The organism is Micromonospora craterilacus, from assembly GCF_003236315.1.
GTDB lineage: Bacteria > Actinomycetota > Actinomycetes > Mycobacteriales > Micromonosporaceae > Micromonospora > Micromonospora craterilacus.
On the sequence record NZ_POTY01000017.1, the window covers coordinates 1 to 14,459 of the forward strand.

A 14,459-nucleotide genomic window follows, 5' to 3' on the forward strand; every position below is an offset into this window, starting at 1 on the left:
ACCCACCCCCGAGGCAGAGAACCCGGTCGGCGCCCCGACGCCCGTCGTCAGCCCCGCCCGGGACACCGTGCCCGCGCCTCGGCAGACCGCGCAGCGGACAGTCGTGTCGTACGACCCGCGGCCCGTCGAACCGCGCCCGGCCGGGCGGACCTCAACGGCGACCGCGAACGACGCGGCCGACTGGGACCAGGCCATGTCGCTCTTCGACGGGGCCGAGGGGGTCCGCCTGACCCCGGCCGACTGCGACCTACGCTACTGGTTCGCCAACGTGCCGCAGCGCACCCTGCGCGGCAACATCGTCGGCTATGGCCCCGAACTGGTCACGCCGGACTTCCTCCGCGAGCCAGGGCCGCTGCGCGAGGCGCTCGTTCAGGAGGTCGCGTTCCGCGCGCTGGCCGAGGAGCGGGCCGCCCGAGCGATCGGCTACCTGGTGGCCTGCGCGCCGGACTCCGCCACAGTCGAGTTCTACGCGACCCAACTTCTCGACGAGACCCGGCACGCCATGATCTTCCGCAACCACCTGTGCAACCTCGGCGTGGACCCGAGCGACGTGGATGCCGTCATCGCCCGGGAGACCGCAACGGACCGGGCGACGATCCTCGACCCCTTGGAGGAACTGGGCATCCCCATCGTCCGGGACCGGCGGGACTTCCTCGGTGGCGTGGTCCTGCTGACAATCCTGATCGAGGGGTTCCTCGCCCCGTCGTTCGAACTGAGCGAGCGCAAGTGGCGGCCGATCGACCCGCGGATGGCCGACATGGAGAAAGGCGCCGGGATCGACGAGGTACGGCACCTCGCGGTCGGCACGTCGATCATCCGCGACCACATCCAGCAGCACCCGGACGAGCGTGACCGGCTCGTGGAGATCATTCGCGACGGGATGCGGCTGTGGGAGCGGCTGCCGGTCGGCGACCAGCTGACCCGGTGGGAGACCTGGTTCCAGGAGGGCATCGCCGCGCACCACGACCTGATCGGCGACTACGAGGCATGGGATGGCCGCCGGCTGATCGACACGACGGCGCAGGAGCGAATCCAGAAGGCGCTCGAGGTGACCAGCACCGTGCACTCGACCCGGCTCACCGACATGGGGCTCGGCCGGGCACTCATCTTCTGAGCCTGGACACAGGCCGCCGAAGCGCTCCCGGAACCGGCTTCGGCGGCCCTCAACCGTTCTCGCGGATGCCCCAGCGACGGTAGAACGGGCGCAGCGGTCCCGGTAGCCACCAGTTGAGATCGCCGAGCAGCCGCATGGTCGCCGGCATCAGCAGCGCCCGGACGATCGTGGCGTCGACGATGACCGCGATCGCCAGCCCCACTCCAATGATCTTCACGACCAGCACGCTGGACGTCGCGAACGACGCGATGACCACCACGAGCAGCAGGGCGGCGCTGGTGATGATCCGGCCCGAGCGTTGCAGTCCGATCGCCACCGCCTCGGTGTTGTCGCCGGTCAGGTCGTACTGCTCGCGGATTCGGGACAGCAGGAACACCTCGTAGTCCATGGAGAGCCCGAACGCCACCGCGAAGATTAGGATCGGTTGTACGACGTCGATGTTGCCGGTGGAGGTGAACCGGAACAGCTCGACGAGGTGACCGTCCTGGAAGATCCACACCACCGCGCCGAACGCCGCGGTCAGGCTGAGGATGTTCATCAGAATCGCCTTGACCGGCAGGACCAGGGAGCCGAAAGAGAAGAACAGCAGCACGAAGGTGCTGACAATGACCAGCAGCGCCATCCAGGGCAGCCGCTCCGCGAGCATGTCCATCAGGTCGGCGAAACCGGCCGCCTCGCCGCCGACCAACACCACGCCGCCCGGGGGTGCCTCGACTTCCCGGACCGCGTCGACCAGCTCCCGCCCCTCGGCGGAAATCGGCTCAACATCGGACCGGATGGTGATCCGAGCCGTGTCACCGTCGGCACCGGTCACCTCGGCCCGCCCGACACCGGGCACGGCGGTCACCCGCTCCAGGTAGCCGGCGACCTGCCGCTGTCCGGCCGGCTCGCCAACGGGCACGGCCAGCGTGACGATCGCGTCGATCGGGCGGGTGACGCTGTCCGGGAAGGACTCCTCAAGCGCGACCTGGACCTGCCGGCTCTCGGCGCCGGTCGGCAGCACACGGGTGTCCAGCCAGCCATACGAGATCCGCAGGAACGGCAGGCCGAGCAGCACCAGGAGGGTGACGACCGTCGTGGCCACCAGGATCGGCCGGCGCATCACGGTCCGGGCGATCCTGGCCCAGGCGCCCGCATCGGGGTCGCGCACGGCGGTCGTACGGCGACGGCGTTCCCGCAGCCGCGGGCCGAGCAGGGCAAGCATGGCAGCCATCGCGGTCAGCGCGAAGAAGCCAGCGAGCAGCACCGCCGCCACCCCACCGATGGCGATGGAGCGCAAAAAGACCTGGGGAAAAACGGCGAGGCTCGCCAGGGCGAGGGCAACCGTGACCGCGGAGACCACGATGGTCCGGCCGGCGGTGACCATGGTGCGGCGCAGGGCCTGCGGGACCGGCTGTCCCGCGCCGAGTTCCTCTCGGAACCGGCTGACCATGAACAGGCTGTAGTCGACGGCGAGGCCGAGGCCGAGCAGCGTGACCACGTTGACGGCGAAGATCGAGACATCGGTGAACTGGGCCAGCAAGCGCAGACCGGCCAGCGATCCGACGATCGCGAGCACCCCGACGAGCACGGGCAGCAGCGCGGCCAGCAGGCTGCGGAAAATCAGGACGAGCAACAGGAACAGCACCGGGACGGCCAGCGCCTCGGCGCGGATCAGGTCGGTGCGGCTCTGCGTGTTGACGTCGTCGAAGACGGCGAGCGGCCCGCCGACCGAGACGTAAAGGTCGGGACTGGTCAACTGCTCCTTGATGGCCAGAAAGTTGGTCAACCGGTCGTTCTCGGTCTCGCCGGCGACCTGCACCGCCGCGATCATCGACCGCCGGTCGGTGCCGACCAGGGCGCTCTCGCCGGTCCGCCAGTAGTCCGCCACCCCCTCGATCCGGTCCGCCGGAAGCCGGTCGAGGACGTCGCGAACCGCGGCACGGTACGCCGGGTCCGTGACGCTCCAGCGGTCACTGCGGAAGAGCACCACCACGTCTGCGTCGTTGCGGCCGAGCCGATCCCGTTCGACGTCGGCGGCCCGCGAACTCTCGCTGGCGGCGTAGGTGAAGCCACCACCGGCCAGATCGTCGAACGCGTTCGCTCCCCAGGCGCCGGCGGCGACCAGGAAGACGGCCGAGGTGCCGATCACCCACCAGCGCGCCTGGTGCGCGAGCCGCCCGAGCAGATCCAACACGGATGTTCCCTTCGCTCGACCGGCTACGGTCGCCGGAACGCTGTGGCACCGGCCATACCGACCGGCGCCACGGCGATGTCTCGATGTTCGGCGGTGCTCAGGTCCAGCGGCCGATGCCGATCGCCTGGGAGCCGGAGAACAGCCGCTCCCGCAACGCCACCCGGCGGATCTTCCACGTTCCGGTGCGCGGGAACTCGTCCCACCGGATCTGGATCGGCTCGGCCATCGGGCTGAGGTCCGCGACCGCCCGCGTCCAGTCCTCCTTCGATAGCGGCACGTCGTCGAGGGTGCTGACCACCGGCACCGGCAGTTCGCCGGCGCGGGGCAGAACGACGACCTCGGTCGTGTAGTCGATCCGGTCCAGGATCAGGTCCTCGAACTCGATCGCGCTGCCGCCGGGAATCCGGTCGATCTCCCGATCCACGATCCGCACGGCGCCCCACTTGTTGATGATCCCGAGGTCGCCGGTGTTCCACCAGGAGCCGTTGACCTTAAGGTCGTGCCGGTCCTGCTCGCCGACGTAGGCGAGGCACCGGCCCGGCTGGTCGATCTCGATCAGGCCGACCTCGCCACGCGGCACCTCCTTGCCGGTCACCGGGTCGATCGCCCGCATCTTGGCGTGGAACGGCATCGGCCAACCGATCAGCTGGGTCGGCGGCGGCCGGTGCCCCTTGCGCCTGACTACGAAGCGGAAGAACGGCCGGATCGCCAGTGCGCCGTTCTCGGTCTGGCTCCACGACTGGACCCAGATCGGGAACCTGCGCTTGGTCGCCGCCATGAAGGTTCGGATGGTCCGGGTGTGGATGGCGTCGAATGAGTTGACGTACTCCCGGACGTTGCTGAACAGGCCGGCGGGATCCCGGGCCAGCGGCTCCCAGGCAAGGTAGATGTTCGGCAACGCCTCGACCAGGGTCGGCCGGTGTTCCGCGATCAGTTCCCTGACCCGCGGTGAAAGCGGATCGGACAGGAAGATCACCTTGGGTCCGATCGCCGCCATCGCAAGCTGCATCGTCGCCAGCCGCTCATGCGTGTACGGGTCGCAGAACGCCACCGTGTCGCTGCGCTTGAGCGCGAACCCCGGCCACCGCTCGACCTCGAGGATCGCCAGCGAATAGATGGACTCGGCGGAGTGCATGACCAGCTTCGGGATGCCGGTGGTGCCGGAGGTGTGTGTGATGACCATCGGCTCGGAGAACTCGCGCATGTTCGGCTGGACCGGCGGCGCGTCCTTGAAGTCGTCGAGCTGCACGACGTCCGGCCGATCGGCGACCGGGTCCACGCTGATCGTGCGCACCGTCAGGTCCGCCGTCACCTCGGCAGTTATCCCACACTTGTCGATATGATGCCGGTCAGTGATCAGGAACGCCCGCTCCAGCCGCTTCAGCATCGGAATCATCGCCTCCGGACCGTACGATCCGGAGAACATGCACGGGATGGCGCCGATCCGGGCGATGGCGCACTCGAGGATGACGATGTCCATGTGGTTGGCCTTGAGGACCGCCACCCGGTCCCACGGCCGTACACCAGCATGGTGCAGCCAGGCCGCGACCCGGTCGACGAGCGCGGCCCATTCGGTGTAGGTGCGGCTCGCCGGCCCGTCCCGGTCGATGTCGAGGGCGCGGTCGGCGATGACGAGCTCGTCCGGGGCGGTCTTGGCCGCCACGTGCCAGGTCTCGCCTATCTTGGAGTGCTTTGGCAGCCGGGAGAAAGGACTTAGCCGGCGGCGGTAGCGGGTCGGCGTGAAGTGCGTGAGGAAGCGGGGTATCGGCCGTTGCGACTCGACGTCGTCACCGGCGGCTGCCTTCTCGGCAGATGAAGTCACGGGATCCTCCGTTCTGCGGGGGCAGAGGAATGCCGGCGGCCCGTCGGTTTCACCGGCAGCCAACTTGCCGGTAACCATATCGATATAGTCCTGTGTAGACCACGGCTGGCCGGCGACATTCCTGGCCCGGCCATCGAACAACGAGCACCAATGTAGACAATTGATCGCAGCTGGAAGTCGGCGGAGCCCGGCCGAGGCACGCCTTCGTCGCCTGCGGGGACACACTGCCGCGCTCGTTGCGGTAGCTGGCGAGGTGGGCGAGCTTCGTGCCGAACGCTGGGCCGAGAGCTCATCCCCGCACGCGCTGATCCCGTTGCACCCGAACAAGGTCGCCATGATCCTCGGGATTGTGCGGGCTCTGGCACGAAGTTGGTGAATCGGCCCTGACCCCGGTCTCCGGGGGGCATCCGATGTGGATGATCATCTCCGCGGTGTGATGATCGTGGCCTCGAAGGATTGCTGCCCCATCTTGCGGCCCTGCGGATCGGGCACGTACGGGCCGATGGACGGTCGGTCCGGCTGGATGCCGATGTTTCGGCTGATGATGCGCGGTGTCCCGGCCGCGGGTCCAAGTCGGCGCGGGTGCATAGTCGGTACCAGCGGACCCTGGCGGACCCGGCGATCGGTGGCAGGCAGACCCTGCTACGGATGCGTATCCGGCGGTTCTTCTGCGACAACACCGCCTGTTACCGGCGGACCTTCGCCGAGCAGGTGCCGGATCTGACCGCACCATATGCCCGCCGCACCCCGTTGCTGCGCGGCATCCTGGAGAAGGTCGCCCTGGCTCTGGGTGGCCGGCCGGGTGCACGGATGACGCGTCTGCTGGCCGTGGAGGTGTCCCGCACGACCCTGTTACGGCTGGTCCGGGCGCTGCCGGTGCCCGAGGTCGGCACGGTGGCGGTGCTCGGCGTCGACGATTTCGCGTTCCGCAAGGGCCGTGACTACGGCAGCATCGTGGTCGACATGCACACCGGCCGGCCCGTCGACCTGCTGCCCGACCGCCGCTGCGACACCTTCGCCAACTGGCTGCGCGCCCACCCGGGTACCGAGGTGGTCTGCCGCGACCGGGCCAGCGGCTACGCCGAAGGCGCCAGGCTGGGCGCGCCGGACGCGATCCAGGTCGCCGACCGGTTCCACCTGCTCTACAACCTCACCCAAGCCGCCGACCGGGTCGTCCCCGCCCACCGTAAGTGTCTCAAGGACCGGCCCGAAGCCGAAGCCGTCGCGCAACCGCGCCCGTCAACCGATGGCGAGCAGGGCCGCCGCGCCGAGGTGACCCGGCAACGGCACGCCGAGATCCATGCCCTGCACGTCAAGGGCATCGGCACCACCGCGATCAGCACAACGTTGAACCTCGACGGCAAGACCGTGCGCCGCTACCTACGCGCGGCGACCACCGACGAACTGCTCACCGAGACCGTCCCCCGAGCGCGTGAACTCGACCAACACGCCGCTTACCTCGCCGAGCGCTGGGAGCAGGGCTGTACCAACGCGGCCTGGCTGACCACGGAACTCCGCGACCGCGGCTACCGGGGCAGCGAACGTTCCGTGCGCCGGCTGCTGCATACGTGGCGGGACGGCACGATCAAGCCGGCCGCCATGACGGCAGTCGCGCCGAAGCCCCGGGAGGTGACCGGCTGGATCATCCGGCCCGCCGCCGAGCGGACCGAACGTGAACACGCTGACCTGGCTCGCATCCTGCAGCGATGTGAAAGCCTACGCACCGTCGACCGCCTGGTCAGCGACTTCGCCGGCATGCTGCGCCAACGCCAAGGCCAGCACCTGGACACCTGGATCACCCAAGCCCAGGCCAGCGGAGTCGCACAGCTCGCCGGCTTCGCCGCCGGCCTGCTCAAGGACTACGACGCTGTCCGCAACGGGCTCACCCTGCCCTGGAGCAGCGGAGCGGTCGAAGGCAACGTCTGCAAGCTGAAAGCGATCAAAAGGCAGATGTACGGCCGAGCGAACTTCGACCTCCTCCGCCGCCGCGTCATCCTCGCCGAGTAACCGCCACGTGGCAGCAGCGATCACGAACTTCGTGCCAGAGCCACGTCCCAATGACCGTTGACATTCACTCTGTGGGAGCCCAGGGGTGAATCCCCCGGACGACCCGACCTAGGTGGCGGTAATGATTTCGTCGTCTGGCGACAAGTGTGGGTGTGAAACCACCATCTGGAGGTTCGGTGCAGGACGATCAAGGGGCGGCCGCAGACCGTCAGCGCCTGACCGAGGTGTTTCGGCGGCATGGCGATGCGGTCTTGGCCTACACCAGTGCTCGGTTGGACCGGGAAGATGCCCAGGATCTGGTGGCCGAGGTGTTCACCGTGGCGTGGCGGCGGCTGAGGAGCATCAGGGAAGGCCAGGAGCGGCCGTGGCTGTTCGGGGTCGCCCGGCGGCTCATGATGCAACACCAGCGAACCCGCGGAACTGCTGCGGCGCTGCGGGATCGGCTGCGCGCGTACGCCGATCGTGACGACGACCCTCTCGGCCAGGTCGCCGCACAGCGGGTAGACGTTCTCGCGGCCTTGGCGGCCCTGAACGAGGGGGACCGTGAGGTGCTGCTGCTGCGCTACTGGTACGACTTCAGCGGCCGTGACGCAGCTTCCGTGCTGGGCTGCTCTCCCGCGGCCTTCGCCGTCCGGCTGCATCGAGCCCACCGCCGCTTCAAGGCGGTCCACGACGAGAAGCCAGTGGCTCAGCAATCGCCATCCGCGGCAAGCCTGACGGCATACATGAGGGGGCTTCAGTGAAGCGACACGACAGCGACGCCGGCCAGTTGATCCGGGGCGTCCGCCCCGAGAGCCAGGCCGGCTTCCCGGCCAGCCGGCAAGGAGAAACGATGCTCGCTCGGATCCTCGACACGCCACGGCAGCCCCAACGGCGGTCACGACGTACGGCAGCGCGCGTTGCGGGCGCGGTGGTGCTGGGCGCCCTTTTCGCTGGTGGCGCGACCGCCGCGATCGGCGCCTACAACGCGCCCACCGCTCCCTTCGAAGCGCTGCCCGCCAACGGCGACGCCTTCGTGTGCGCCACGGCCAACCTGCAAAGGATGGGCGACGCCGCGTCGACCGCAGGCGAGTCCCCGGTCGACGCGTGCCGCAGGTCGTGGAGCCGAATCTTCGGCGACGAGGCACCCAATCATCTGTACCCGTGCGTGAAGGCCGAGGACGCCAGCCCTTCTCCCGGCGCCAGCGCCTCCCCGTCCTCGACCCAGTGGAACGGACTGATCTACGTTCTCGACGGCCAGCAGTTCAAGAACGCGCCGGAGACCTGCGGATCCGTTGGGATGTTGGTAGCTCCTACCGTCGACTGACACGCGTGATCTGGGAGAAGGATCTCCCTTCTCCCAGATCTCCGCGCCGACGCTGCGGCCAGAATCAACTCCCAGCTGAACGGCCGAGTCGAGGTGGCTATCGTCGCGCACGGCGACCGGCACCGATTCATCGAAGACCTACGCCACCTGCTGCAGGGCAGCGGCGCCAACGGCGCCGCGATCGAAGCGATCGCCATGACAGACGGAGTCGACGGCAGCACCATCGCGTCGGCAGTCACCGCAGGCCCAGCCGAGCTGAGCCAGCAGTTCGATGTGACCACCGCGCAGGCAAACAAGATCTGGACCTGGCTGACCGACGAGAACGCTGACCGCACCAGGGAGCTCGAGATCCTCGCACCCCGTGACCGAGTCGACATCCGGCTGCGCGTCGATGGCGAGGTCAAGACCCTCGACCGCCTATCGGCTGGCCAGCGCGCTACCGCGATCCTGCTGCTCATCTTCGCGATCGACGGCCGATGCATGATCCTCGACCAGCCCGAAGACGACCTCGACAATCGGTTCATCTTTGACGACGTGGTCCAAATGATCCGTAGCCAAAAGGCCATCTCTCCCAGCGGAGGCAGCCGGCAGATCATCGCCGCCACGCACAACCCGAACATCCCTGTGCTCGGGGACGCCGAACTCGTCGTCGTTCTCGACGCAGGCAACGACCAAGTACGAGTGCTTGCCCAGGGTTCGATCGACGCCGAGGACATCCGCACGCACATCCGACAGGTGCTCGAAGGCGGCGAAGAGGCGTTCCTCCGCCGGTACACCAAGTACGGCGGCATCCGCCTAAGTCTGCCGTCTTCGCGTACCGCTCTGGTAGCCATTGCGGAGCAGCCGGTGGCGTTGGCGTCGTAGACACCTCATGACCCGACAGGCGGGTCAGCTATGGGAGTACCGGGTCAAGGCGGGCCCCGGCGGCCAGCCCGGGACCCGCCTTGACCAGCTTTAGTGGCTATCCGCCGAGCGCGATGGCGCCCCGTAGGCACAGGCCGCGTTGGAAATTGGTTCGTGTTGATCCCGACACACGCCGGAACCCAACACCCCAGGTCAAGCCTCGTTTCGAGGAGTTGAATTCCGAAGCGACTCGAACCCAACAGGCTCTTCCTGCGTCGTGTACGAACGGCGACTGGACTGGTTGCCGCTCGTGGCCCTGTCCGCCGGGGTGTGTTGCCATCTTGTCGAGTGGGTCGTCAGGCCGGCGCCGCAGCTCCGCCTCGATCGGCTCGATCTTGTGTTCGGCCCGTTTGCTCGCTCTCCTCTGAGGCAGTTCGCTGGAGGCGGAGTGCTTGACGCGGCGTGCGCTGCTTGCCTTGGCGAGTCCGGGCTGGCATTATCCCGGCCATGATCGAGAGAATCGAGTCTTCCGTCCGCCGGTGAGCGTGACGACCGAGCCTGGATCGCTCGGACCCCGGACCGGCCTGTTCGAACACGCTCTGCGCCTGCATCAGCGCTATCCGGACTCTCCTCTTCCGCGTGACGGTGAGCCGTATCCGGACGGCGACCTTCATCGCCGACGTCAGCGACCGCGGACCCGGAAAGACCAGCGGCTCAGGGGTTCTGATGTTGCCGTCATCCTCGACGTGCACTTCGGCAAGGCCGATGCGCCACCGAGCAAACTCGCCGACGCGTTTCACGATGTCGAGGTTCCGATCCACTACAACGAGCACATCGCCGCTGCGGCGCTGCGCGCGGACCGGCAGCGGGTGCGGCAGACCGGCCGGTGGCTGGTGCGGCACAGCACGGATCGATGCTCCGCGACGGTGGGGCTGGCGCTGCTCGCCACGGATTGGGCGGAGGAAGACATTCCGCTGATCCAAACCATCGGCCTGCTGTCGGACCGGTTCGGGGCGTTGGCCGCCGAGGCGCTGCGGCGGCGCCGCGGAGGCGAGGAAGCGTTGTTGTGGCTGGCTCAGCGTGTTGAAGGTTGGGGACGAGTTTACCTCATCGAGGCGCTGTGCCGAGGCGGTGTCCACGCCTCCCGCCGGTGGCTGCTGCGCCATGCCTGCGACGGCGACTTCCTCAACGGCTACTTCGCCGGCAAGGTGGCCACCGCAGCCCACCTGCACGAGGCGATCGTCGGGACCGAGGTCGACGATGACCTGGTCGATCACACCGGCCGGCTACTGAAGATCATGGCTGGCTGCGGTGGCATGGGCATGACCCTTGAGCACTATCCGCCGGCGCCTGTCGTCCTCGCCGCGCATGTCGCTCACCTCGATCGGCAAACACCGACCGTGAACAGGTACGTAGACGCCGCGGTCATCGCCGACCACCTGGCGAGCGACAAGCCGGAGCGATCTGGATGCACCACCGAGCAGCGAGACCAACTGGTACGGCAGTACCTCGCGGTGCTCGACCGGCAGGACTGGTGTGACGAAGTCCGTGCGGGCCTCGATGAAGACGGCGAGTTCTTCGCCTGGTTCACCGCGAACGTGGCAGCGCGACTGCACCTGCGGGCGTTCACCGACGTGACGGGTGGTGATCGATGACCGAGGCTGCCGATCAGCGCCTGGTCGAGGCGGTGCACGCTGGTGACGAGGTGGCTGTCGGGCAGGCCCTGGCCGACGGCGCGGACCCGGACGTCACGGTAGGCCGGTTCCGGGGGTCGGTCCTGGCCGGCGCTGCGGGCAGCGGCTGGCTGGGAATCGTGGGCCTGCTGGTGGATGCCGGCGCGCGCATCGGTCCCGCCGATCCCTACACGGGCTCGCCGCTGCGTGCCGCGGTGATCGAGGCGCGTGCGGATGTGGTGCAGTTCCTGGTCGGCCGTGGGGCGCTCGCGGTGGAGCCCGCCACCAGGTCGAGCGTGCTGGCCGAGGCGGTGTCCTGCGCCTCGTTCCGCCCGACGCCGGCTGCTCGTGCGACGCTCCGGGTCCTGCTGGAAGCGCAGGCGGCCCCAGGTCCGAGCGAGGAAGCACCTCTGATCACCGCGGTGATGCGACCTGCCGCACCGGCAGTGCTGCGCCTTCTCCTCGCCTACGGTGCGGACGCCAACCATGAGCGTTCCGATGCGACACCGGCGATCGTCGTGGCCGCCCGGCGAGGCGATCACGCCGCGGTGGACGTGCTTCTGCAGGCCGGCGCCGATGTGGACGCCGCCGACGGGCGAGGGCGGACAGCGTTGATGCACGCGGTCGAACGCAACGAACGACGTGTCATTGCGGCCCTGTTGCTGGCCGGCGCCGCGATCGACGCCGTCAGCGCCGACGGCATGACCGCGTTGCGACTGGCCCGAGGGTGGCAGCGCCAGAACGTCCAGTTCATGCTGGGGGAGCGCCACGTCGGCCTGGACGATGTGCCGATCACTCGCACCGTTGTGCGGGCCGTCCCGACCGGCGTCCGGCTCGCCGGCGACCCGCAGATGCTCCACCTGCTGGCGAACGTCATCGACATCGCCCTCGACGACCTGGGCGACGACGAATGGAACACTCGGACGGGTACGCACGCCGACACGGCACGTGCCATGGCCGTGCGGCTGCGCAACGAGATCGTCCCAGCAGCCAACGCATCCTGGCATCAACTGGACGCCACCGCAGACGAACTCGCCGCCGCGCGTTCCGCTCTGGTCGAACTCGCCTACGGCACCACGCGCACCATGCCGACCGGCACCAGCAGGCTGAAGATCATCGACGTGCTTGAAGAACTCAACCGACAGCTCGGCCGCTAGATGATCTATTCCGGACCAACTCCCGCCTTGCCGGATCGCCGCCTGGACTCCGCCTCGGCTCGACCGAGGACTTCGACAGAGGGCCTAGCGCGGATGAGGTTTCGGCAGGGACAGCGCCGATCACCAGGCGCAGGGTGTGTAGTCCTTGAGGAAGCAGCCGTACAGGTCTTCGCCCTGTTCGCCGCGGACGATCGGGTCGTAGACCCGGGCCGCGCCGTCGACCAGGTCCAGCGGGGCGTGGAAGCCGGCGTCCGCCAGCCGCATCTTCGTCGGGTGAGGCCGCTCGTCGGTGATCCAGCCGGTGTCGACGCTGGTCATGAGGATGCCGTCGGCCAGCATCTCCTGGGCGCTGGTCCTGGTCAGCATGTTCAGCGCGGCCTTGGCCATGTTGGTGTGCGGATGCCCTGGCCCCTTGTAGCCGCGGGCGAACTGGCCCTCCATCGCCGACACGTTCACCACGTACTTGCGGCGGGCGGTCGCGGCGGCCATCGCCGGTCGCAGCTGGCTGACCAGCACGAACGGCGCGGTCACGTTGCACAGCTGCACTTCGAGCAGCTCGACCGGGTCCACCTCGTGCACCCGCTGCACCCAACTGTTGACCGGGTCGAGGTCCGGCACCAGACCGCCCGCGTCGATGGCGCTGGCTGTCGCGATCCGTTCCGGCGAGGCGGAGCCGCTGGTCAGCGCCAGCGCGGTGAGCGCGTGCGGGGTGAGCGCGGGCGAGTTCAGTGGGGCGATCAGGCTGCCCGCCGGGTCGCCCCGGCCGGCCGGTTTGGCGAACGTGATCATCTCCGGCAGCGGGCCGTCCGGCAGGGCAGCCGCCTCCGCGGCGACGAGCTGCGCGTACGCCGCGGGCGTGCGGCGGACGGTCTGCGCCGCGTTGTTGATCAGGATGTCGAGTGGTCCCTGGCCGCTGACCGAGTCAGCGAGGGCGATCACCTGGGCGGGGTCGCGCAGATCGATCCCGACGATCCGCAGGCGGTGGAGCCAGTCCCCGCTGTCGGACATCGCGGCGAATCGGCGGACCGCGTCGTGGGGAAACCGTGTGGTCACCGTGGTGTGCGCGCCGTCGCGCAGCAGCCGCAGCGCGATGTACATGCCGATCTTCGCCCGGCCGCCGGTGAGCAGCGCGCGCCGACCGGTCAGATCGGTGCGGGCGTTCCGGCGCTCCCGGTTGAGCGCGGCGCAGGGCGGACAGAGCTGATGGTAGAAGGCGTCCACATCGCGGTAGCGCTGCTTGCAGACGTAGCAGCCGCGCGGCTTGTGCAGGAAGCCGGCCGTGGCACCCACGGTGGGGGAGGCGAGCGGGTTGCCCTGGGTCTCATCGTCGATCCGGCCCGGGGCGCCGGTGGCGGTGGCCGCCGTCACCGCGCGGTCGGCCGCCGCGATGGCATCCCGCCGTTCCTCGCGTCGCCGCTGCTTGATCACCTTGTAGAGCTTCGCGGTGGCCCGCTGCACCCGCACCACGTCGGGATGATCGGGGGGCAGGTCCTCCAACGCCTCAAAGACGCTGAGACAGGTCTCCAGCCGGGTCGGGTCAATGCCGTATTGACCGGTTTCCGCAATGTTGTCCGCCGTCATGCCGTCGCTGTCTCGTCCCGTTCCCTGCGCCGGATCTACCCGGCCCACCCCAAGTCCGACCCGGAACTGTACGCACCGCACGGCCTCCGACGCATCCCGCGCCTGTTCATCAGCCCGAAGACCGTCGAGGCCAACCTCGCCCGGGTCTATATGTTCAGGCCAGAAGCCCGTAGCCGGTACGCCGGTAACGGGCTTCTTGCCGTTTGCCCCGCCAGACCTGGTGCGTCACCCGACCAGCCATCGGCACCCTGATTACTCCGACGGGCAGTGGGTTCCACTTGATCAAGTACGAGCGAACCGCGAGGGGGTTGGAGCCGAAAAGCACTCTGCCCCGGGCGGCCGACGAACGGGCGGCTGCCCGGAAGGTCGAGCCCCCACAGGGGGTCTGTCAAGTTAACTTGACAGACCCGATCCGGATTCCTCCATGCAGCAGTGAACAGGCCTCTGGAATCATGGCAGCGTGGCCGGGTTCGGTTATAAGACGTCGTGGCTGGCGGTCCGAGACCGAACCCCTGACGAGGTCGCGGATGCGCTTGAGCTGCACGGCCGGGAGGTCCTCGATTGGGCCGCCGGCACCGACCGGGCATATCGGCACGGCGTGTATGTGGCCGCGCCGGTACCAGGCTGGACCCTCGCCCACGGCCGGCTGCACTGCCGACGGGGTTCGACGCGACCGAGCCGCCCTTCCCCGACTGGCTTAGGAGACTGAGCCGCGATCTGGGCGAGGTGTAGTTCTTCGCCAACGAGCGAGTCCCGGACTATCACGCCTGGGCCCGGGCG

Annotated in this window: 10 protein-coding genes; 7 read left to right on the forward strand and 3 right to left on the reverse strand. The window is 68.6% G+C overall.

Annotated elements, in window-relative coordinates; translation table 11 throughout:
* Positions 1-1,114 (forward strand): ferritin family protein (locus C1I95_RS04865; protein WP_199523609.1); only part of this gene is annotated, 1,114 nt, incomplete at its 5' end.
* A 49-nt stretch (positions 1,115-1,163) separates the two neighbouring features.
* On the opposite strand, the gene C1I95_RS04870 is transcribed toward C1I95_RS04865, so the two are convergent.
* Together C1I95_RS04870 and C1I95_RS04875 are read right to left on the reverse strand one after the other, a co-directional pair.
* On the reverse strand, positions 1,164-3,290 hold the full coding sequence (locus C1I95_RS04870) for an MMPL family transporter (RefSeq protein ID WP_111212559.1): 2,127 nt from the start codon (positions 3,288-3,290) through the stop codon (positions 1,164-1,166).
* A 97-nt stretch (positions 3,291-3,387) separates the two neighbouring features.
* Complete coding sequence (locus C1I95_RS04875) at positions 3,388-5,253, reverse strand: class I adenylate-forming enzyme family protein (protein ID WP_199523610.1); 1,866 nt, start codon at positions 5,251-5,253, stop codon at positions 3,388-3,390.
* A 315-nt stretch (positions 5,254-5,568) separates the two neighbouring features.
* Here C1I95_RS04875 and C1I95_RS04880 point away from each other — a divergent pair, with 315 nt between their 5' ends.
* The 6 genes from C1I95_RS04880 to C1I95_RS04905 all read left to right on the forward strand — a co-directional run bounded on the left by C1I95_RS04880 (position 5,569) and on the right by C1I95_RS04905 (position 12,098).
* The gene (locus C1I95_RS04880) at positions 5,569-7,119 is read left to right on the forward strand and encodes an ISL3 family transposase (protein WP_111212561.1); all 1,551 of its coding nucleotides are present in this window, start codon (positions 5,569-5,571) and stop codon (positions 7,117-7,119) included.
* A gap of 176 nt (positions 7,120-7,295) precedes the next feature.
* Positions 7,296-7,862, forward strand: a complete 567-nt coding sequence (locus C1I95_RS04885; protein WP_158566288.1) for an RNA polymerase sigma factor — start codon at positions 7,296-7,298, stop codon at positions 7,860-7,862.
* Positions 7,863-7,951: 89 nt separating this feature from the next.
* Positions 7,952-8,425: a hypothetical protein gene (locus C1I95_RS04890; RefSeq protein ID WP_146605630.1), complete on the forward strand. Its 474-nt coding sequence runs from the start codon at positions 7,952-7,954 to the stop codon at positions 8,423-8,425.
* A 93-nt stretch (positions 8,426-8,518) separates the two neighbouring features.
* The gene (locus C1I95_RS04895; RefSeq protein ID WP_111212564.1) at positions 8,519-9,289 is read left to right on the forward strand and encodes a P-loop NTPase family protein; all 771 of its coding nucleotides are present in this window, start codon (positions 8,519-8,521) and stop codon (positions 9,287-9,289) included.
* Between the two features lie 431 nt (positions 9,290-9,720).
* Positions 9,721-10,923: a hypothetical protein gene (locus C1I95_RS04900; protein WP_233513367.1), complete on the forward strand. Its 1,203-nt coding sequence runs from the start codon at positions 9,721-9,723 to the stop codon at positions 10,921-10,923.
* A complete protein-coding gene (locus C1I95_RS04905) occupies positions 10,920-12,098 on the forward strand; it encodes an ankyrin repeat domain-containing protein (RefSeq protein WP_111212565.1) in 1,179 nt (392 codons plus the stop codon). The genes C1I95_RS04900 and C1I95_RS04905 overlap by 4 nt, the downstream gene beginning before the upstream one ends.
* A 120-nt stretch (positions 12,099-12,218) precedes the next feature.
* Here C1I95_RS04905 and C1I95_RS04910 read toward each other — a convergent pair whose 3' ends face one another.
* Positions 12,219-13,679 (reverse strand): SDR family NAD(P)-dependent oxidoreductase, encoded by a 1,461-nt coding sequence (locus tag C1I95_RS04910; RefSeq protein WP_111212566.1) that lies wholly within the window; start codon positions 13,677-13,679, stop codon positions 12,219-12,221.
* Positions 13,680-14,459: the final 780 nt, after the last annotated feature.

Coding starts and splice junctions, on each gene's coding strand:
- C1I95_RS04890 (WP_146605630.1), top strand. CDS start 7,952: ATGCTCGCTCGGATCCTCGACACGCCACGGCAGCCCCAACGGCGGTCA.
- C1I95_RS04905 (WP_111212565.1), top strand. CDS start 10,920: ATGACCGAGGCTGCCGATCAGCGCCTGGTCGAGGCGGTGCACGCTGGT.
- C1I95_RS04910 (WP_111212566.1), bottom strand. CDS start 13,679: ATGACGGCGGACAACATTGCGGAAACCGGTCAATACGGCATTGACCCG.